This window comes from Bradyrhizobium sp. CCBAU 25360 (genome assembly GCF_028128695.1).
Lineage (GTDB): Bacteria > Pseudomonadota > Alphaproteobacteria > Rhizobiales > Xanthobacteraceae > Bradyrhizobium > Bradyrhizobium ottawaense.
Genome location: NZ_LBJA01000044.1, coordinates 352,727 through 372,328 on the forward strand (window position 1 = coordinate 352,727; position 19,602 = coordinate 372,328).

Below are 19,602 nucleotides of genomic sequence, written 5' to 3' on the forward strand. Positions count from 1 at the left end.
TTGCGGCGAAAACGCTCACGTCGCGCTAATCTGACCTAGAAGCTCATCCAGCGTTGCAAATTGAATTCCAAACTCCGTCGTGAGCCAGGCTCGGTTTGTCGGATCAAGAATGGATCGGCCTGCGGCGTGGGCTTGATCATTGGTGCAGAGAATATCGTTTCGATAGGCTATGTGGGCAGCGACGAGCTCTCCGTCCGCCCATTCGGCACAAGCCTTACGAGACCTCTTTTCGTTCTGGAGCACTCCGCCGGCCCCCTGCCACCCACCAGCGGCATCGAACGCAGCCCTACCCACGCCCTGAGCTTCAATGCGTGCCAAGGCATCAATCTGGCGTTGCTCGCGCTCGCTGTCTCCGTGCGCCATATGCGCAAAGAGCGCCGGGTCGCCAATCTCCGCCGGGCTAGGCAATCCGAGCCATGATGCGGTTCGCATAAGCCTGATACCTGCGTCGAGCGCACTTTTTAGCTTTGCCGATTGGATCTCGTGCAGGCCTGGATGTCGGGCGTCATCGGGACCCATTGTCATCTGGATACTAGGCTTGCCGTCCCTCTCAACTATGGAGAACTGCACCTGCATTGCGGGCTCGGCGAAATAGGACGTGCGTTCGCTCTTTCGGATTGCTTCGATCCGAAAGCCCGCTTCACTTATGAATCCCGCGATCTGGTTTTTCGCTAGCGCCGTACGAATTGAGGTCCAATCGCGGTCTGCTGGATCGAATATTTTTTCCCAAGCATTGCTGTCGAACGATACCCGCATAAGCAAACCTTATCCGTGAACGCTTCTTCTCACAGTCGGCTCAAAGGTAATTGGGTGGCGGCAGGTCGCCCGCGAAATTCTGCGGGTTGAATATGAACTTCGTCTCATACTGCTTAAGGCCACGCCATGATCGAACGAGTCTAAGCAGTCGGCTTATGATGGTTCTTTCAGCATCATAGCACACAGTGATGCCAAGGCTCGTCGTCTTAAGTTTGCCCATCGTCTTGGCCGTGGGATGCTTTTCGTCCTGCAACCATTCGTGCAAATCGCCTTTCTCAATTCTCATGAGATAGTGGGTCTGTCCCGGCGCCATTTGCTCGATTGTTGATTTTAGCAATGCTGGCTCCCCTCCCTTAAACAACTCGCGACGGAATTCGCCGCTGGTTTGGAAGGTTATATTCTCGGCTCTGGCACCTCCCATGTTAACGAGAAAAAGGCTCACGAAGACATGCTGGAAGTGATGGTCTTGCCCGTGAGGCCTGTAGTCATTGTGAAGATGGTAGAGGATTTCCAAGACGGGCCGCCGCCGTGCGATGACAACTTGGACTCCAATTCGAAGCGCGCCAGTAACCGCTGATGAAACAATGTCCAAACGCTATCTCCTCATCGTTATCGCTTTATTGCCGTGAAATGCCCATCACCCGGATGATCGCGCGATCGCTGTCATCGAACCCTCGCCGTGTGTCGCGAACTTGCAGCTGCCAGCTGGAAGCACACGCGGCTCTAATCTGCGAGCATCCGCTCATCATCGACGAGCACCAAAGTAAGCGTTTCATCCTCGCCGGTACGGACCGTTTGCTCTCGCACCACAAACCGGGAAGCGTCGGACCGGTCAAACCAGGCGTCGGCGTCAATCTTGCGGGGGGCTGGATCATCCGGACGACGGCCAAACTGGACGCCGAAGGCAAAGCTATCCGGGTCGAGGTCTTCACGTGGAAACCAGTGACGCGGCACGCAGGGCGCTCTCGCGAACCACTTACGACCACGGGGGCCGTGACAGATGACGAAAGCTGGCACGTAATCGAGGTCAATGAGGCGGATCGATGTTGCGGTCAGGCTTGTCTTGAAGGTTCCGCCCAACTTGTCGACCATATCAAAAGTCAGTTTGCCAAGGCCGCGTGCTCGAGGTTGAAAGAGGTATCTGGGCATCAAGAGGTCTGCCGCGTAGCTATCCGCCACCTTCTCAGGCGATAGCGCATCACGCGGCTTGTAGTCATCGACGCGACAGACAAGCGTCTTGCCGCGATGAAAGCGCCAATGGCCTAGCTCATGCGCGATGGAAAATCGCTTGCGGCGCGGGGAGCTATCGTTCTTGACCGTGATAACGGCGGCGCCATTGCATCCGAGAATATGGGCTTCACAGCCGCACAACGCGCGATAGCGAACCCGGGCCCCCACGTAATGGGCAATGGCTTCGAGATCAATTTCGCCCGGGTCGGTGACGCCAAGCTCCTGGAGAAGCATTTCCGCCGGCGTCACGGTGCTGTCCTCATTCAATCAGGCCGAGGTCGCGCATGGCTTCGAGCATGTCGAGTACGTCAGCGTCCGTGAGTTCGCTTTCTTTCCGGGCCGCCAGGGTAAAAGTCTTATCATCAGCATGAGCCGCCATGACTTGGCGCAGACGCGCACGGGCTTCGGCGATGGGAATGGCAGGTGCCGGGCTCGGAGCCTTACTAGCCGCAACACCGGCACGTGCGGCATGAAGACGATCTTTATTTGCGAGCAGAATGGTTTTCTCGAAAGCCTCGCGCATGTGCTTCGCGTTCGCTTCGGCTGAGCCAAAGTCTTCCGTGAACTGAGCCAGAACTTCCTGGTCGGACGCCTTCAGCAGGTCGTCGACCATGGCCAGCTTCAACCGGCGGAGCCTCGCTTTGGTGTCATCAGGATCGGACATCTTCCCTCCGTCCCGCAACAAATTTCAGGAAGCGGCGCCGCACCAGCGTGCGTTTGCTGTCGTAGGCTGTGCCCTGCAGACCCGTCAGCTCCTTGAGGTCGTCAGTACCAAAGCCGGCCACAATGCCCTCCGCCAGCTCACGGCCCTTTTCATCGTCGTCGAAAAGGGCAAGTAGCTCCTTGTACTCCCCTTCGAATACCGCATTGTCCTCGGCCGACCAATCGGGGGATGCGGGGTCCTCGGCGTCGGCTTCGGCGGCACCTTGCAGGATCGCCACGTGCGGCATCTGATTGCGAGGCTTCTTTCGCTCGCTGTCGGCGATGCTGCTCATCGTGTCAATTAAGTGCTTCATGACGTCCACGTCTACCGGGCAATTGCGCGTTCCCCGGAGGGTCCGCAGCTGCGCCTCCTGGATTAAGTCCTCAAAGTCCCAATCGGTACCCGAGGCAAAGATCCTGCCGACCTTGTGAAGACGTGCCCATTCGGCCGTGGAGAAGCCCTTGATGGTGGCCTCAATCTCGGCGCGCGGTCGGAATGTCTTCTCGGTCTCAGCAGGCAAGCGTTCGCCCCCTCAAACCCTTATGCGGCGGCCGGACGCTGTCGCGGACACGCCCGAAATTTATTTTCGTCAAATGTCGGCGGAGCCCTATCCGCCCAGCATAGGTCATTAGAGCACAATTAGGTGCCGCAACCCAAAAGGGAAATTGAATGGCCGACGTTCTTGTTACTTGCATCACCAAACCGCACCCGAACAGCCCCCATGAGCACATCACGGAGCTCGGAAATCCGCGGGAGAATTGGAAGTGGTCTCGGGAGCGGGTCATCGCCAGCATCGAAGCGAAGACCAACACCTTCTACACGCGCGATCCGCGCACCGGCAAACGCGCCGATATCGGCGTCGTACGGCCCCAAGGGCGACCCGCCTACGTGCGCACCTACGCCGACGGCGTCTGGAACGACAACCTGCTGGCGATGGATCAGTGCCCCCTCTGAAGGACTAGGGATTAGGAAAGCTTATGAGCAAGAAACAGCTCTTTGTGGAGCGGCGTCCGCAAGGCGACTACGCCGTACGACGCGGAGGTTCGGAGCGTGCCAGCGATGTGCTGGAGACGCAGCGCGAAGCCATTGACCGCGCCCGCGAACTCGAGCCTGGTCATGAGCCGCTAGTCGAGCGGGCGCGGCATACGAACGCCGGTCGACCCGACCGCTGGCGCAAGCCCTAGCAGCACCGAGCGCGCACGTCTCCATGCTGCGTCCATGCTGCGTGGAGCCGCCGTGAGTGCTTGGTAATCGTTGAAATTAAACGGAAATTCTTGCGAACCACGTCACGCCGGAATCTCTGAGACTAAATCGCAAATTTTGCGATGAAATCAGAGGTCTTAAGATGTTTTGGTGGTTGGGGCGGCAGGATTCGAACCTACGCCTGGTGGAATCAAAATCCGCTGCGTTGAGGACTTTCGACGCCTTATCTCGGATTGTTGGTTGCGGGAGGCCGGACTTGAGCCAGCGACCTCAAGTTAGGCATCTGAACCTCGAGCCTCAACCGCACCAGTTTCGCACCAGAAACAGCGCTTACGAAACGCCACCAACGAGATCAAATTCGAACGAAAATGCAGCAAAATCAACAAAGCCGTCAGATAGTCCGCCGCTCATAACGATCTAAGTGCAGGCTCGAGTCCTACTGCTCGCGCGTTACAAATTCATTCTAAGAAGTCCCTGTCTTCCTGTGTACGGTGATGACATGCGAGTGAGCCGTCTCCTGCGGTGGATCACCGAGGTCCTACTTAGTCGCCCGCGCTGCGTGATGCGATCACAAATGAATCCGGGTCGCGGTCGACCTTCACCGGCGAGGCGCCAGCAAACCAGAATCGTCGAGCCTAACAAAATGGTGTTCGCGATCGCTGTCGCAGGTGCGGTCTTCTTCTGGACCTAGTCCGAACTCAGGTTGCACCGCCGAAGATGCGGACTTCATTTGCATTTGCGCACCGTAAACATCGCGCATTCAACACGTGGAGCGCAGCCAAGTAGGTGCGAGCACTTCGTGTGCTTAGAGGCGGATTGCATCGTTGCGGCTATCACCGTCGCTCGAAATTGCGAACGGAGCTGTCGGATCGTGCGCGCGAACCTGTGCGTGGTCGGATCCGTGAATTGGTGTGGCGGAGTTCGCCAATGTTCGTCGGCCGCTTATTCAACGGATATTCGACGACTTTTCGATGAAAGTTCTAAGGCGTTGAAATTACTGGCGCTCCCTAGGGGAATCGAACCCCTGTTTCAGCCTTGAGAGGGAAAATCGATTCTGCTTGAGATATCGTGAGGAAAGTCTGCGATGGAGCCCTGGCCGAATTTCAGCAGCTGATCGTCACCGCAGCGCACCCTGATGCGGCAGGGACCGCGCCGTTTGGCGTAGCGTGACGAGGAAGTGACGCGCAGACCGCGACAGGGGCGTGCTCTTGTTGACCAGAACCTGGGCGGTGACCGGCGTCTTTGGCCGGAATTTCAGACAGACGACGCCATGCTCGCGTGCTTCGATTATCCAGAACGGGTCAATCACCGCGATACCGGCGCCCGCTCGCGCCAGCGAACAGGCGACTGACGACTGGTTGACCTCGAGAGCGATGCGACGGGGTACGCCGGCCTCCCGAAAGGCCTGCTCGACCAACGTGCCGAGCGGCTGGCTGCGGCTGAATGAGATCAGCGGAAAGCGCTCCATATCGCATGGCTCGACCACCTCGCGGCGGGCGAGTTCGTGGCCTGGATGGACAATGGCAACGAGGTCGGCGATGCAAAGATCGAGCGCGAGCGCGTCGTGATGGATGAGCGGCGACAGGACGAGACCCAGGTCGACCTCCTCGCGCAGGACGCTCGCGATGACGCTCGGGCTATCGGTGCTGCGCACCACGATATGAATGCGCGGCCGCGCCTGCTGAAACGCGGCGATCGCCACGGGCAGGATATTGTCCGCGAGCGTTGCGGTCGCGGCGATCTGAATGGTGCCGACATGGGCGTCGCCCATGTCTTCGATTAGCCGCCCGATGCGGTCGACGCCGTCGAACACCCGTTCGAGGTCGGGGAGCAAGAGCTTGGTCTCGGCCGTCGGCTGCAACCGCCCTTGCTTTCTCAGGAACAGGGGAAAGCCGGCGATCCGGGCGCAGTCCCTCAGCATCATGCTCACCGCGGGCTGCGAGATTCCGAGCGCGTCCGCAGCCGCCATTACCGAGCCGCTGCGGCTGACGGCGTGGACGACTTGAAGCTGGCGCAGACTGAGTGACATCAGTTTGCCTTATACAGAATTAAGTCAGGCGCAATTGAACTTATTTCGGGGGATGCCTAGCGTGCCGGTCAAGAACCCTGAGGAAACGCTGACCAGCCATGAAGATTACCGCGGTTGAGACCTGCGTTGTGGCGCTGCCCTTCGACATGGGCGGCCCGAAGCCCGCTTTTGCCGGCAAGCCCTGGACGACGCTCGACGTGCTTATTGTCAAGGTAGAGACCGAGGACGGTCGCTCCGGCTGGGGGGAGGCTTTCGGCCATGCCGCCATTCCCGTCACCAAAACGGCGATCGACACCATCGTAGCGCCGCTGGTACTCGGGCGGGATGCCGGGGACATCAACGGCTTGTCACGCCAAATCTCACATGCGCTGCATCTGCTCGGCCGCAACGGCTCCTTTCTGTATGGCTGGTCCGGCATCGAGATCGCACTTTGGGACCTCGCGGGAAAGCGCGCGAGCCAACCGCTCTATCGTTTGCTCTGCGGGCGCGATCCAGGGCCGATGGACGGCTATGCTAGCCTCTTGAACTATGGGGACGACGCCTTGGTGTCCAAGAACACGGCGGATGCATGCGCCGCCGGCTATCGCTTCATCAAGCTGCATGAGGTGACCAGGCCGGCAGTGCTCGCCGCGCAGCGCGTCGCGAGCGATGCCGCGATCATGCTTGACGTTAATTGTGCCTGGTCGCCGCAGGTGGCGCGTGAAATGGCCGCCTCGCTGGCCGGTGATGGGCTCTACTGGCTGGAAGAGCCGGTGTGGCCACCGGAGGACGTGCATGGGCTCGCCAGCATCCGTGCCCATGGCATCCCCATTTCGGCCGGTGAGAATGTCGCCGGGGTGTTCGGTTTCAAGTCGCTGATCGAGGCTGGAGCCATCGACATCGCGCAGCCTAGCGTCACCAAGGTGGGCGGTATCGGCGAGATGCTCAGGGTTTTCGACTTGTGCGAGACCCATGGCGTGGCGGTTGCTCCGCATAGTCCCTATTTCGGTCCGGGCTTCGTCGCCACTCTGCATATCGCTGCCGCGCGCATGGAAAAGCCGTTCATCGAAGTGCTCTGGCTCGAGATGGAGGCCAATCCGTTCGACCCGTGGGTGCGCGCCAAGGACGGCAAACTCAACCTGCCTCATGGTCCCGGGCTCGGCTGTGAACCGGATCTGGACGTGCTCCGGCGTTACCGCGTTGGCGAAACCATACGCAATGAATGGCGGGCACACTCATGAAGGTTCTCAAAGTCGAGACAGAAGTCGTTCTCGTAACCCTGCCGTCGCCGATCGGCAGCGCCCTGGGCCAGATCCGCGATTTCGGCTGCGTGCTGGTCACGGTCAGGACGGATGAAGGCCTGACCGGCGAGAATCTGATCTTCACGCTGAACAACCGGCGCACCGCCGTGCTGCGCCAGATGGTCGATGAACTCGCCGATCTCATTATCGGGCGCGACGCCGGACATATCGCGAATTTTTGGGCGCGCGCCTGGAAGGACATCAATTTCCTCGGCCACAAGGGGGTCCCCGTCGTCGGCATCTCGGCCCTGGACGGCGCGCTCTGGGATCTTGCAGGAAAGGCCGCGGGCCTGCCGCTCTACCGCATACTGGGCGGCGCCCAGGACCGCGTGCCGGTCTATCACAGCGGCGGACTCTGGCTGTCGCTCGCCACCGACGAGTTGGTCGAGGAAGCAGGCCGCTTCGCGGCCGAAGGTTTTGGCGCAATGAAAATGCGGCTCGGCCATGCTGACCCGAAAGAAGATATCGCCCGCGTTCGAGCCGTACGTCAGGCGATCGGCCCGAAGATTAAGCTGATGGCCGATGCGAACCAGGGCCTTAACGAAGCACAAGCGATCCGGCTCGGCCGAATGCTGGAGGAATTCGATCTCACCTGGTTCGAGGAACCGCTACCGGCCTGGGATCTGGAAGGCCTCGCCCGTGTCTCAGCCGCGCTCGACACGCCGATCGCATCGGGCGAGACGGAATATACCCGCTACGGTTTCCGCCGCATGCTGGAGTTGCGCTCGGCTGACATCCTGATGCCCGACATGCAAAGGGTTGGGGGTTTGAGCGAATTCATACGGGTCGGCCATATGGCGGAGAGCCACGACGTGGCGGTGTCGAGCCACTTGTTCCCTGAGACAAGCATCCAGGCACTCGGCGCGCTGTCCAATGCCGTGTTCCTTGAATACATGCCCTGGTTCTCGCCGCTCTACAATGAACGGCTGAGCTTTGCCGATGGCTGCGCCATCGTGCCCGAGCGGCCCGGCTGGGGCTTCACCTTCAACCGCGACTACATCGGACATTTGAGAACCTCAAGCCTGCAAGGCGCGTGAGCGACAGGTTCCGGCGATACGAAGCCTTTGCAGGAATAATACGACAGGGACAAGCCGAAGCTCGCAACCGACGAGCGGTGAATACAATAACAGGGAGAACGAAATGATTATCAGTCGTCGTCGATTCACCAAGGCCGCAATGGGCGCTTCTGTGGTCGGTCTCGCCCGTCCGGCCATTGCCCAGAACGAGCCGATCAAGATCGGCTGGCTGGCCGCACTCACTGGCCCGAGTTCGGCGCCCGGCGTCGGCTTCAACCGCGGCGTCATCTTTGCAACCGAATCCATCAACGGCGCCGGCGGCGTCAAGGGGCGCAAGGTGGAACTGATAACCCGCGACACCCAGGGCGACCCGACGAAGGCGGTGAATGCCACCCAGGAGATGATCAGCCAGGCTCGCGTCCACGCGATCTGGGGCCCGACGAATTCCGGCGAGTCGCTGGCGGTGACTCCGATCATGGCGCGCGCCAAGATGCCCAATATCCACCCCTGCGTGGTCGACAGCCTGATCGACGTCCAGAAATTCCCCAACGCGTTTCGCATCGCGCCGTCCAATACCCAGTGGGACGACGCGGTACGCAACTATTGCCTGGCTATCCTCAAGCTGAAGAAAGTGGCGGTGATCGGCGACACGACCGGCTATGGTGTCTCGGCGGTCAAGGCGTCGGTCGCCGGATTCAAGAACGACGGCGCCGAGGTGGTCTATCAGGCCAATATTGACGCCACCCAGCCGGACCTGACACCCGACCTGTTGCGTGCCCGCAATGCCGGGGCGGAGGCGATCGTGATCTGGAGCGTCTCCACTGGCATGGAAGCGCGTATGATGAACACACGCGCAGCCATGGGCTGGGACGTTCCCTTTGTCGGACACCCGTCGCTCTCTTCCGGGGAAATTGGAAGCCTTATCGACAAGCCGGCCAATTGGGACAAGGTTTATGCCGTCGGCTATCGCAGCTGCAGCTACGGCGCCGACGGCAAGCTGCAAGGGCGCAACCAGGAACTGGTCGAGCGGCTCGCGGGAAAGGTGAACCTTTCGGACACGCTGCTCTGGTGGGTCGCTTGCGGCATCGACGCCATCGAATTGGTGGCCAAGGCGGTGGAGGCGAGCGGATCCTCTTCGAGCGAGGCGATCACCGGCTACTGGAACAGTCTTTCGAAATATAACGGCTATTTTGGCGACTACAGCTATAGCCCAACTCAGCACAACGGCTATCCGACCGCAGATGTGGTGATGTCGGCAGCAAGTTCGGCCAAGAACGGCGCCTTCGCGCTGGCGCCCGGCTATTCTGGCGGACGGTGATGACTTGGGTTTCGTGCATCCGACACCGCGCCGGATGCGATCCCCACGATCTCTTCAAGACTTCGACCGCTCCAAGTCAATGGCGCCCAACCGGCCGGCGCCGCGGACCGCGGGACCCGCTTTCTCGGTATTAGTGAGGTGATGATGCTCGCTTCAATCCTGGCGTCCGGCCTGGCGGTCGGCGCCATCTATGCTCTCATCGGGATCACCTACAACACGATGTTCGCCACCTCCCGTGTAATGAGCTTCACCGCTGGCCAACTCGGCATGCTCGGCGGCGTCTTCGGCTCGCTCTTTATGCTGCGCCTCGGCTGGCCGCCGGTGATCGGCTTGCTGGCATCGCTTGGCGCTTGCGCGCTGATCGGCGTAGTTACCGAGATCGTCGCGGTGCGTCCCGTCTTGAAGAGCCTCGAACAGCATCTCTATGTGCTCTCCACACTGGCGCTGGCGTTGATGATCCAGCAGGTCACGGCTATCGAATGGAGCACCGAACCGCAGCCTTTCCCGAAGCTCTTTGGCTTCGGCTCGGGCGCATTCGACGAGAAGTTCTGGCTCCCGCTCGTTGCTTGCGGACTAACCATCGCCGGCCTCGAACTTCTTTACCGAAAGACCTTGGTCGGCCGCGCCTTCCTGGCCGTCGCCGAGGACAATTTCGCTGCCCGCGCGCTCGGCCTGCCCGAGCGCAATCTGAGAATCGCCAGCTATGCGCTCGCCGGTGCCATCGGCGGGCTTGCGGGCTTCGCCGGCGGACAATTGTTGCTCGCCTTCTTTGCCAACGGTCCGCTCCTCAACTTCTACGGCTTCGTGCCGGTTGCACTTGGTGGCCTGGGCAACAATCGCGGCGCGGTCATCGGCGGGCTCGCCCTCGGCGTCTTCCAGCAGGCCGCCAATTTCCTGGTCGGCGGCATCTTCTCCTCGGTTGCCGTCTTCGTGCTGTTCATCGTCGTCCTGCTCGCGGCACCGCAGGGCTTGTTCGGCGCACCTGCGGCGCGGAGAGTCTAATGCCAGATACAAGTCAACCAACGATCCATTCGGAGGCGCCTGCCGATATCGGCTGGCGCGTCGTCTTGCCGACGGTCCTGCCTTTGATTGCCCTGTTCACCTTCGCGGTGCTGCTGCCGCTTACGGATAACGAGTATTGGGCACTGATCACCACCCGTGCGGCGATCTATTGGGTTCTGGTTTCGGGCCTCAACCTGGTCGTTGGCTACGCCGGCCAGCTGGCCATCGGCTATGTCGCCCTCCTGACGCTCGGCGCATATACGACGAGCGTGCTCGCCGCCGGCAATTTGTTGCCGCCCCTGCCGACCTTCGTGGCGCTGGCAGTTGCCGCAGTTGCAGGCGCAGTGTTCGGCGTCGTCGTCGGCCTGCCGGCGCTAAGGCTACGCACGTTTTATTTCGCCATGGCGACACTCGGCTTTGCAACCATCGCGACCCAGGTGGCGCTGGCCTGGGAGGGCGTCACCGGCGGCGGGATCGGCATCAGCGGGCCGGAAATGCCAGCGCCGTTCAACACCGCATGGGGCTTTCTCTATCTTTGCCTGGCCCTTGCTGCGCTGGTTACCTGGGCGACCTCAAATGTCGCCAAGAGCCGATTCGGCCGGGCGCTGATCGCCGTGCGCGACGCCGATGTGGCGGCCGAGGCAAACGGCATTTCCAAGCCGAAGCTGTTCGTCACCATCTTTCTATTCAGTGGCGCAGTGGCGGCGGTCGCAGGCGGCCTGTTCGCAAGCCTCCAGACTTATATCACCCCGGACGCTTTCACTTTCGAACTGTCGTTGTTATTCTTTATCGCGGTGCTGATCGGCGGCCGGGGTTCCATTCTCGGTCCGCTCATCGGCACGATCATTCTCACCATCCTGCCGGAGATCGCCGCTCCGCTCGCCGCATGGTCCACCTTTCTCTATGCCGCGTTACTCCTGATCATCGTCCTCGCCATGCCCGGTGGCATTGCCGCGCTCCTCGACTTCAAGAACCGCAAGCCGCTTCAAAGCGATCGGGCGATCAAGCCGCGGCCGACCCTGCTCGGCGAGATCCTGAAACGCAGTGGAGCCGACAGGCCCATGACACTGAAGGGCATCGTGCTCACCTTCGGCGGCGTGCGCGCTATTGACGGTCTCGACCTCAACATCCAGCCTGGTAAGGTGCACGGTCTGATTGGCCCGAACGGCAGCGGCAAGACCACAACGCTGAACGTTATTTCCGGCTACTACGCGCCGCAGGAAGGCGAAGTCAGGCTCAACTCGCCTCTGGCGAGAGGCGCACCCGAGACTCGGGCCGGGCACGGCATCGCCCGCACGTTCCAGACGCCGCGGATTGTCGGCGAGGCGTCGGTCATCGACAATGTGATGATCGGCGGCTGGATTGAGGGACAATCGGCCTTCGTGGAAACGCTCATGTCGCTGCCACGTCATCGTCAGGGTGAGCGGAGCCTGGAAGTGGCCGCGCGACTTGCGCTCCGTGCAGTAGGGCTGGAGGAACTGGCCGATGTAAGGGCCGACCGGCTGCAACACAGCGAACTGCGCTTCGTGGAGATCGCGCGCGCGCTGATGCTGAAACCCGCCTTCCTGCTGCTTGACGAACCGGCAGCAGGCCTTGCGACGGATGAGATCGAGCGGCTCGGCCAGTTGATCAAGGAGATCAGCCGCCAGGGCACCGGCGTTCTCCTAGTGGAACATCACGCCGACCTGATCTTCGACATCTGCGACGAGGTTACCGTGCTCAATCTCGGTCGCGTGCTGGCGAACGGTACGCCTGCCGAAATCCGCGTGCACAAGGAGGTGATCAGTGCCTATCTCGGTGCCTGAACCACTGATCGACATTCGAGGTCTGGAAGCCGGCTACGGCAAGATTCGCGTGCTGCACGGGATCGATCTTGCGATCGGCCCTGGCGAGGTCGTCGCCCTTCTCGGCCCTAACGGCGGCGGCAAGACCACGCTTCTCCGCGCCGTCTCCGGACTGCTGCCGTGGACCGGCGCCGTGCGTTTCGCAGGCCAGGACTTGCGGGGCTGGGGCCCGCAGGAGACGGCGCGGGCTGGCCTTGCCCATGTGATTGAGGGTCACCGCGTCTTCACCCAGCAATCGGTCACCGACAACCTGCTGCTCGCGGCATATGACCTGCCGCGTGGCGAGCGCATGGCCCGCGTCGAGGAGGCGCTTAACTTCTTTCCGGAGGTTGCCGAAAAGCGCCATCAGCGCAGCGGCGCGCTGAGCGGCGGGCAGCAGCAGATGCTGACGGTGGCCCAGGGGCTGGTGCGGCGGCCGCGCCTGCTGATGCTCGACGAGCCATCAGCAGGCCTCTCTCCTGTGCTTGTCGACCGCGTGCTTGCGGTGGTGGCGAAGCTGCGCGCGAACGGCACCGCCGTGCTGCTGGTCGAACAGCTGATCGAGAAGGCGCTTGCCGCTGCGGATCGAGTTTGCGCGCTGGCCCAAGGACGTGTAGTTCTACAAGCGGCAACCACCGAGGCCGATCTACCGCGCCGCCTGGAACGGGCCTATTTCGGCCGGGACCACGCCACCGCGCTGCATGCATGAGGGAAGCTTCAGATCCGGTCGGCTGCGCGTCCGTAAAGCCAAACTGAAGTTAGGCGTCAACGCTGCGCTCTCAAAGCCTCGTCGGCGCTTTTTCGCTTTCAGGTTTCGAGCTGCCCCGGTCCAATCCATCATGGGACAGACTGCGTCGCCAACGGCGTAAAGTGCCTACCGAAGCTCACTGACCGCACCAGTTTCGCACCAGAAACGACGTGAACAAACCACGACGAACGCGATCAAATTCAAAAGAAAGTGCAGCAAAATCAACGAAGCTTATTGATGGTCTGCCGCTCATAACGGCCTGGTTGCACGTTCGAGTCCGCTGACCGGCCAGTGAAATCAGCCCCCTCGTGATGCGCGGGTTCGTTCGTCGCGCCAGTTACGCAAATCCCCGAAAGCGGCGGACGAACATCGAACATGTTAGCACCGGGGCATCCCATTCGTACTCCAAAGAAGCCGAATTCCCTCCGCGCGAGGGGGAATGCTTTTCGCCTGTAATCTTATCTGCTCATTGTGCTTCACCAAGACTTCGGTCAAAAGGCCAAGAGCGGCGAGGCATTGTGCATTTGCGCCCCGAGAGCATGCAGCCACCCTATTCCTCGACCGAGGTCGCGGCGGCGATCGGCGTCTCTCTGGATACATTCTATCGCACGCGCCGCCTCAGGCACGAGCGCGATGGCTTGCCTTCGCCGATCAGCGAGCGAGGACCCCTGAAATGGGAACGCACCGGCTTCGATGCTTGGCTTACCCGACATCATCCTATGCGCCCAAAGACGATTGCCAATGACGCATTCGCGCCGCCGCCAGCGGCAAGCGACGAGGATCACCGCGAGCGGCTGCGGAGAGCTTACGGCCAGCACGACTCTTGACAGACTAGATCGCGCTAGATTCCAATGGGTGCCATCTCTTACTGGCACTGAGGCTCTTTATGGCCGATCCCAAGTTTCCCCATGTGAAGTGGCGTGATGGCCGCCCTCGGTCGTCGCACGGCGCTTATGCCAGAGCTCTCGGCTTTGTCGATGCCGACTTGCGCCATCCGCCGTACGATGAAAAAGGCCGTCCGGTCGGTGCGTGGTTCAATCTCCAAGAAGCATCAGACTTTTCAGACAAGCGAAAGTCGGAAATCGAGGCGGCTCGCCGTGCTGGCAAGCTGCCGAAGAAAATTACGATCCGGAAGCGTTCTACGATCGAAGATCTTCTGGACGATTGGAGCAAATCGGTTGAGTTCAAGGCGTTGTCGTCCGCCTCGCAATCTTCCTATCAGAAATGTATCTCCGCTATCTTGTACCGACCGCAATCACGCGAATCCGCGGCGAAGATGCGTGCCGAAATCCGTGCCGCCAAGCTGCTCGGCGTAGCCGAGCCCGTTCGAGCACTCGAGGCGATCGCGACTGCCACTCCGACATCAATCGGGAAGCCGGAGTTCCGAGCCTTTTATAACTATGCGAAATCGGCTCGCGGCCATCATATGGCGCTCTCGATGATAGCGACGCTCTCGGCGGCATTCACTTGGGGACAGGAAAGCACACTGTGGCGTCTCGGGCCCAATCCGCGAGAAGGCATGGAGTTCGATCATCCAGAGGGACGCATCGTGCAGGTTACGATGCCCGAATTTTCCGCGTGGGTCGCCGCAGCCGATGCGATCGAACGGCCTTCGATCGGCGATAGCTTTCACCTGGCATTGTTCACCGGGCAGCGCCAGACCGATCGTCTAATTATGCGCAATGAGAGCGACGTCGAGGGCCGCCACGCGTTCCGGCAGAGCAAAACTGGCGAGCTTGTCGACATAAAAGAGGCGCCGCAACTCAGCGCACGGCTGAATGCCTCGCGTGCACGAGTAAAGGAGCTAAAGCTTCGGCTTCAACTGGATAGGGTGCCACCCGAGCTGGTGGTCAATGAGGACAATGGCGAGCCTTATGACGAGAGTACCTACCGCCACTGGGTGTCGACCGCCCGAGCTGTCGCTATATTCGGCTTTCTGAAGCGCGACAACGCGCGCCAGGCAATCGTACGCGCAGAACGATTGAACGCCGAACTGATTAAGGATGTCGACAAGCTCTTCGCGCCGTTCCCTCTCGAGGAAAATAAAGCGCAGCGCGCTCGAGCGGTCGATCAGCGCAAGCGCGCATTAGCGGAATGGCTGGATGCGCAGACCGCTCGCGACAGCAATGGCGACGAGACAGCATGGCACGTGAAGCCTTGCCCCACCCTAATGTTCGTCAACGGCGCTGGGGAACTCGACCAAAAGCATGACCAAGACCTACGCGATACTTGCGTCATGCTTCTCGATCGCGCTGGCTGCGACTTGCTGACGATTTGCGACATCACCGGGCATTCATATCGAAGCGCGCAGACTATCGTGAAGCACTACCGCGCCCGCAATGCGGCTCGGGCTGATTCCGGTATCGACAGGCTTGAATTGCAGGTCCGAAAGGAAGGCATGAAGAGCTGAACGCAGGCCCGTGGGCCTCATTTGGCCGCGCGTGTCAGCGGCGGATGTTCGCGCCTAATTATCCGACTCGTCGCACGGCGTGCGACGTACGACCATCAAAAGCGTCGCACGAGACCCGGTTTGTTCTGCCGAGGAATTTAAAAAAGCCCTTGCGGGCCAATATCTTAAGGGTGGTGGGCGCACCAGGGCTCGAACCTGGGACCCGCTGATTAAGAGTCAGCTGCTCTACCAACTGAGCTATGCGCCCGAAAGGCGGCTAGTGCCTTGCGAGGTCGGTCGTTTAGCAAAGCGATCCGGGTCTGGCAAGCGATGCAATGAAGGTTTTTCCACAGTCCCCAGAAAGCGAAAAGCCGCTGGATTCCAGCGGCTTCTCCAGGGTCAATCGTCGCAAAATCCAGTCCCGTTCAGAGCCGGCCCTCGCGATCCCGGTCGGGACCGCCGTCGCGGTCGAAACGGTCGCGATGGAAGTGCTCCATGCCGCGCTCCATCATGCGGTCCATGCCGCGTTCCATGAAGTGGCGGTGCGGGCCGTCTTCGCCGCCGCCGAACGGGCCGCGGTGGCGGGTCAGCACGGCGAGGCGCCGCTTCTGGCCCTCGTCCAGGGTCTTGTAGAGCGGGTCGGCGGCATCGGCGATCTTGTTCAGGGCCGCCGAGGTCGCGCCCATGTCCTCGGCGCGCTGGCGCAGGCGGGCGACCGGGTCCTCCGGCCTGTCGGCGTCCTTGCCGGCATCGCCGGGGCCCGCGTTCATCCGCGCATTGGCGCGGTCGATGCGCAGCTTGGCGAATTCGCGCACCGCAGCCTCGACCGGCGGCCACAGCTTCTCCTGATCGGCGTTGAGCTTCAGCCCGGCATGGACGGCGGCGATCCGCGCGTCGACAAAAGCGGCGCGGTCTTCCGGGTTCATGCGGATGTGGCGGATGTGCTCCATCCACGGACGATGATATTGGGCATAGACCGCGCCCGAGCCGGCGATGCTGAGCACGGCGATGGCGGCGATGGTGAACTTCCTCATCCGGACCTCCTCTGGAAGGATGTCCATGAAGATGGGCGCGACGCCGCTGACACGCAACTTACAACTTGGACAGGAAGCGGGCCCTTACCTGGATTGTAACGCCGGATTTTACCTCCGGCCGCAATCGGACATCATTCGCAACAAAAAGGCTTCCGTGCAGGCCGCACGGAAGCCTTCGTTCATCATTCGAAACGATCAGTTCGTCGCGCTCAATTCGTGGTGCTCTTGGCTTCCTTGAGGAATTCGTCGATCAGCGGCTGGCCGATGCGGCCTGCGGCGTCCTTGTAGACCGGCTCCATCGCCTTGCGCATCGCCTCGTCCTGCTCGCCGGTGAGCTTGATGATCTCGCTCTTGCCGCTCTTCTTGATCTCGGCGAGCGCGTCGTCGTTTTCCTTCTGCGACTGCGCGTTGCTGAAGTCGGTCGCTTCCTTCATCGCCTTGGTGAGCTGCTCGCGGATGTCGGCCGGCAGATCGTCCCAGAACTTCTTGTTCACGATCACGACGTAGCCGATGTAGCCGTGATTGGTCTCGGTGATGTACTTCTGCACCTCGTGCATCTTCTGGGTATAGATGTTCGACCAGGTGTTCTCCTGGCCGTCGACCACGCCAGTCTGGAGCGCCTGGTAGACTTCCGAGAACGCCATCACCTGCGGCAGCGAGCTGAGCGCCTTGAACTGGGCCTGCAGCACGCGCGAGGACTGGATGCGGAACTTGACGCCCTGATAGTCGACGGGCGCGATCAGCTTCTTGTTGGCGCTCATCTGCTTGAAGCCGTTGTCCCAATAGGCAAGGCCGGTGATGCCCTTGGCATCCAGCAGCTTGAGAAGCCGCGTGCCGAGCGGGCCTTCCGTCACCTTCCGCAGCGTCTTCAGGTCGGGCAGGATGTAGGGCAGATCGAACACCTCGAACTCGCGAATGCCGAGCGGTCCGAACTTGGAGTTCGACGGCGCCAGCATCTGCACGCTGCCGAGCTGAAGCGCCTCGAGCTCTTCCTTGTCCTTGTACAGCGTCGAGTTCGGGTAGACCTCGACCTTGACCTTTCCGCCGGTGTACTTCTCGGCGAGCTCCTTGAACTTCTCCGCCCCCTTGCCCTTCGGCGTGTCGGTGGCGACGACGTGGCTGAACTTGATGATGATCGGCGATTGCGCCGATGCCGGCCCGGCAAGTCCGAGTGCCAGTGCCGCGATGGACGCGGCGATCGCGAAGGTGCGCATAATCTCTCCCTGTTATTATCTAAGCCGCCCGCGCGCGGGCGGCCAATCCTTTTGCCGACAGCATCAATAGCGGCTGGGAGACGCAGCCGCTATTGGCCGTTAGCAGGGCAGGTATTCATCATAAATACCGTCATTCCGGGATGGTCCGAAGGACCAGACCCGGAATCTCGAGATTCCGGGTTCGATGCTCTCGCATCGCCCCGGAATGACGAACTATGTTCGTCAGCTCGCCGCCGCGGTCGTCACGGTGTCGCGCTGGCGCTTCATGACGATCTTGTTGAGCGCGCCGAGATAGGCTTTGGCGGAAGCCACCAGCGTATCCGGATCCGCCGCGCGCGCCGTCATCGCACGCCCCTCCTGCGACAGCCGCACCGAGACTTCCGCCTGCGCGTCGGTGCCTTCGGTCACCGCGTGGACCTGATACAGCTCCAGCTTGGCCTCGTGCGGGACCAGGCGCTTGATGCAGTTGAACACCGCATCGACCGGACCGTTGCCCTCGGCTTCCTCGATCTTGATCTGGCCGTCGACGTCCAGCTTCATGGTCGCGCGCTGCGGACCGTGGGTGCCGGCGATCACGGTCAGCGAGGTCAGCTTGATGCGGTCGTGGGACGCTGCCATCTCCTCGTCGACCAGCGCCTCGATGTCCTCGTCGTAGATGTCCTTCTTGCGGTCGGCCAGCGCCTTCATCCGCGTGAACGCATCTTCCAGCTGGTTCGGGCCGAGCTTGTAGCCCATCTCCTCCAGCTTGTGCACGAAGGCATGGCGGCCGGAGTGCTTGCCGAGCACCAGCGAGGACTGCTTCAGGCCGACCATTTCGGGCCGCATGATCTCGTAAGTCGAGGCGTCCTTCAGCACGCCGTCCTGGTGGATGCCGCTCTCATGCGCGAACGCGTTCCGGCCGACGATCGCCTTGTTGTACTGGACGGGAAACGAGGTAGCCGCCGACACCACCTTGGAGGCCCGGGTGAGCTGGGTGGTGTCGATCTTGTTCCAGTACGGGAATTTGTCGTTGCGGACATTGATCGCCATCACGATCTCTTCGAGCGCCGCGTTGCCGGCGCGCTCGCCGATACCGTTGATGGTGCACTCGACCTGGCGCGCGCCGCCGACGACGCCGGCCAGCGAGTTCGCGACCGCCATGCCGAGGTCGTTATGGCAGTGCACGGAGAACACGGCCTTGTCCGAGTTCGGCACGCGCTCGATCAGCGTCTTCATGAAGTGGGTGTATTCCTCCGGCACCGTGTAGCCGACGGTGTCGGGGATGTTCACCGTGGTGGCGCCGGCCTTGATGACGGCTTCGACGATCCGGCACAGGTAGTCCATCTCGCTGCGGGTGCCGTCCTCGGCCGACCATTCGACGTCGTCGATCTGGTTGCGGGCGCGGGCGACCATGGCGACCGAGGTCTCCAGCACTTCTTCCGGCGTCTTGTTCAACTTCACCCGCATGTGCAACGGCGAGGTCGCGATCACAGTGTGGACGCGGCCGCGCTTGGCGAACTTCACCGCTTCGGCGCAGCGGTCGATGTCGGCCGGATGGGCGCGGGACAGGCCGGCGATGACGGCATTCTTCGAGCGGCGGGCGATCTCGCTCACAGCTTCGAAGTCACCCTGCGAGGTGATCGGGAAGCCGGCTTCGATGACGTCGACCCCCATATCGTCCAGCAACTCGGCGACCTCGAGCTTCTCCTCGAAGGTCATGGTGGCGCCGGGGCACTGCTCGCCGTCGCGCAAGGTGGTGTCGAAAATGATGACGCGGTCCTTGTCGGACTTGTTCGCGGGGGCCATTGCAAATTTCCTTTTGAGCTTTTGCGCCGTCAGTCTGCTGGGCGCTTGAGGTGTCCGGTGATCTCGACCAAC

18 protein-coding genes and 1 tRNA gene are annotated in these 19,602 nt (G+C 61.3%); 9 read left to right on the forward strand and 10 right to left on the reverse strand.

Features of this window, described 5'->3' with window-relative positions:
* Positions 1-15: 15 nt before the first annotated feature.
* The 5 genes from XH81_RS31950 to XH81_RS31970 form a co-directional block, all read right to left on the reverse strand.
* Positions 16-756, reverse strand: coding sequence for a hypothetical protein (locus XH81_RS31950; RefSeq protein WP_271596725.1), 741 nt, complete (start codon positions 754-756; stop codon positions 16-18).
* 40 nt (positions 757-796) lie between these two features.
* A complete protein-coding gene (locus XH81_RS31955; RefSeq protein ID WP_271596726.1) occupies positions 797-1,348 on the reverse strand; it encodes a hypothetical protein in 552 nt (183 codons plus the stop codon).
* 131 nt (positions 1,349-1,479) lie between these two features.
* Entirely contained in the window at positions 1,480-2,235 is a 756-nt protein-coding gene (locus XH81_RS31960; protein ID WP_271596727.1) for an ImmA/IrrE family metallo-endopeptidase, read from the reverse strand.
* Between the two features lie 10 nt (positions 2,236-2,245).
* Positions 2,246-2,650, reverse strand: coding sequence for a hypothetical protein (locus XH81_RS31965; protein ID WP_271596728.1), 405 nt, complete (start codon positions 2,648-2,650; stop codon positions 2,246-2,248).
* Positions 2,637-3,209 carry a hypothetical protein gene (locus tag XH81_RS31970; protein WP_271596729.1) on the reverse strand — a complete coding sequence of 191 codons (573 nt, stop codon included), beginning with the start codon at positions 3,207-3,209 and terminating at the stop codon, positions 2,637-2,639. The genes XH81_RS31965 and XH81_RS31970 overlap by 14 nt, the downstream gene beginning before the upstream one ends.
* Before the next feature lie 149 nt (positions 3,210-3,358).
* On the opposite strand from XH81_RS31970, the gene XH81_RS31975 reads away from it, so the two are divergent.
* Complete coding sequence (locus XH81_RS31975) at positions 3,359-3,643, forward strand: DUF3892 domain-containing protein (RefSeq protein ID WP_271596730.1); 285 nt, start codon at positions 3,359-3,361, stop codon at positions 3,641-3,643.
* A 23-nt stretch (positions 3,644-3,666) separates the two neighbouring features.
* Positions 3,667-3,873: a DUF2188 domain-containing protein gene (locus tag XH81_RS31980; RefSeq protein ID WP_271596731.1), complete on the forward strand. Its 207-nt coding sequence runs from the start codon at positions 3,667-3,669 to the stop codon at positions 3,871-3,873.
* A gap of 1,136 nt (positions 3,874-5,009) precedes the next feature.
* On the opposite strand, the gene XH81_RS31985 is transcribed toward XH81_RS31980, so the two are convergent.
* Positions 5,010-5,921, reverse strand: coding sequence for a LysR substrate-binding domain-containing protein (locus XH81_RS31985; protein WP_271596732.1), 912 nt, complete (start codon positions 5,919-5,921; stop codon positions 5,010-5,012).
* Between the two features lie 98 nt (positions 5,922-6,019).
* Here XH81_RS31985 and XH81_RS31990 point away from each other — a divergent pair, with 98 nt between their 5' ends.
* The 7 genes from XH81_RS31990 (at position 6,020) to XH81_RS32020 (ending at position 15,518) form a co-directional block, all read left to right on the forward strand.
* A complete protein-coding gene (locus XH81_RS31990) occupies positions 6,020-7,141 on the forward strand; it encodes a mandelate racemase/muconate lactonizing enzyme family protein (protein WP_271596733.1) in 1,122 nt (373 codons plus the stop codon).
* Complete coding sequence (locus XH81_RS31995) at positions 7,123-8,238, forward strand: mandelate racemase/muconate lactonizing enzyme family protein (RefSeq protein ID WP_271596734.1); 1,116 nt, start codon at positions 7,123-7,125, stop codon at positions 8,236-8,238. The genes XH81_RS31990 and XH81_RS31995 overlap by 19 nt, the downstream gene beginning before the upstream one ends.
* 103 nt (positions 8,239-8,341) lie before the next feature.
* Positions 8,342-9,535, forward strand: a complete 1,194-nt coding sequence (locus XH81_RS32000; protein ID WP_271596735.1) for an ABC transporter substrate-binding protein — start codon at positions 8,342-8,344, stop codon at positions 9,533-9,535.
* A 141-nt stretch (positions 9,536-9,676) separates the two neighbouring features.
* Positions 9,677-10,537, forward strand: a complete 861-nt coding sequence (locus tag XH81_RS32005) for a branched-chain amino acid ABC transporter permease (RefSeq protein WP_271596736.1) — start codon at positions 9,677-9,679, stop codon at positions 10,535-10,537.
* Positions 10,537-12,342 carry a branched-chain amino acid ABC transporter ATP-binding protein/permease gene (locus tag XH81_RS32010; protein WP_271596737.1) on the forward strand — a complete coding sequence of 602 codons (1,806 nt, stop codon included), beginning with the start codon at positions 10,537-10,539 and terminating at the stop codon, positions 12,340-12,342. The genes XH81_RS32005 and XH81_RS32010 overlap by 1 nt, the downstream gene beginning before the upstream one ends.
* A complete protein-coding gene (locus tag XH81_RS32015; protein ID WP_271596738.1) occupies positions 12,323-13,069 on the forward strand; it encodes an ABC transporter ATP-binding protein in 747 nt (248 codons plus the stop codon). Before XH81_RS32010 ends, XH81_RS32015 begins: the two co-directional genes overlap by 20 nt.
* Positions 13,070-13,994: 925 nt before the next feature.
* Positions 13,995-15,518 carry a hypothetical protein gene (locus XH81_RS32020; RefSeq protein WP_271596739.1) on the forward strand — a complete coding sequence of 508 codons (1,524 nt, stop codon included), beginning with the start codon at positions 13,995-13,997 and terminating at the stop codon, positions 15,516-15,518.
* 171 nt (positions 15,519-15,689) lie between these two features.
* On the opposite strand, the gene XH81_RS32025 is transcribed toward XH81_RS32020, so the two are convergent.
* From XH81_RS32025 to XH81_RS32040, 4 genes are all read right to left on the reverse strand, one after another.
* Positions 15,690-15,765, reverse strand: a tRNA-Lys gene (locus tag XH81_RS32025).
* A gap of 157 nt (positions 15,766-15,922) precedes the next feature.
* Positions 15,923-16,531, reverse strand: a complete 609-nt coding sequence (locus XH81_RS32030; protein WP_271596740.1) for a Spy/CpxP family protein refolding chaperone — start codon at positions 16,529-16,531, stop codon at positions 15,923-15,925.
* A 209-nt stretch (positions 16,532-16,740) separates the two neighbouring features.
* The gene (locus tag XH81_RS32035; RefSeq protein WP_028144433.1) at positions 16,741-17,745 is read right to left on the reverse strand and encodes a TRAP transporter substrate-binding protein; all 1,005 of its coding nucleotides are present in this window, start codon (positions 17,743-17,745) and stop codon (positions 16,741-16,743) included.
* A gap of 222 nt (positions 17,746-17,967) precedes the next feature.
* Positions 17,968-19,530 (reverse strand): 2-isopropylmalate synthase, encoded by a 1,563-nt coding sequence (locus XH81_RS32040; RefSeq protein ID WP_038951209.1) that lies wholly within the window; start codon positions 19,528-19,530, stop codon positions 17,968-17,970.
* Between the last annotated feature and the right edge of the window lie 72 nt (positions 19,531-19,602).

Coding starts and splice junctions, on each gene's coding strand:
- XH81_RS31950 (WP_271596725.1), bottom strand. CDS start 756: ATGCGGGTATCGTTCGACAGCAATGCTTGGGAAAAAATATTCGATCCA.
- XH81_RS31965 (WP_271596728.1), bottom strand. CDS start 2,650: ATGTCCGATCCTGATGACACCAAAGCGAGGCTCCGCCGGTTGAAGCTG.
- XH81_RS31975 (WP_271596730.1), top strand. CDS start 3,359: ATGGCCGACGTTCTTGTTACTTGCATCACCAAACCGCACCCGAACAGC.
- XH81_RS31980 (WP_271596731.1), top strand. CDS start 3,667: ATGAGCAAGAAACAGCTCTTTGTGGAGCGGCGTCCGCAAGGCGACTAC.
- XH81_RS31985 (WP_271596732.1), bottom strand. CDS start 5,921: ATGTCACTCAGTCTGCGCCAGCTTCAAGTCGTCCACGCCGTCAGCCGC.
- XH81_RS31990 (WP_271596733.1), top strand. CDS start 6,020: ATGAAGATTACCGCGGTTGAGACCTGCGTTGTGGCGCTGCCCTTCGAC.
- XH81_RS31995 (WP_271596734.1), top strand. CDS start 7,123: ATGGCGGGCACACTCATGAAGGTTCTCAAAGTCGAGACAGAAGTCGTT.
- XH81_RS32000 (WP_271596735.1), top strand. CDS start 8,342: ATGATTATCAGTCGTCGTCGATTCACCAAGGCCGCAATGGGCGCTTCT.
- XH81_RS32005 (WP_271596736.1), top strand. CDS start 9,677: ATGATGCTCGCTTCAATCCTGGCGTCCGGCCTGGCGGTCGGCGCCATC.
- XH81_RS32010 (WP_271596737.1), top strand. CDS start 10,537: ATGCCAGATACAAGTCAACCAACGATCCATTCGGAGGCGCCTGCCGAT.
- XH81_RS32020 (WP_271596739.1), top strand. CDS start 13,995: ATGGCCGATCCCAAGTTTCCCCATGTGAAGTGGCGTGATGGCCGCCCT.
- XH81_RS32030 (WP_271596740.1), bottom strand. CDS start 16,531: ATGAGGAAGTTCACCATCGCCGCCATCGCCGTGCTCAGCATCGCCGGC.
- XH81_RS32035 (WP_028144433.1), bottom strand. CDS start 17,745: ATGCGCACCTTCGCGATCGCCGCGTCCATCGCGGCACTGGCACTCGGA.
- XH81_RS32040 (WP_038951209.1), bottom strand. CDS start 19,530: ATGGCCCCCGCGAACAAGTCCGACAAGGACCGCGTCATCATTTTCGAC.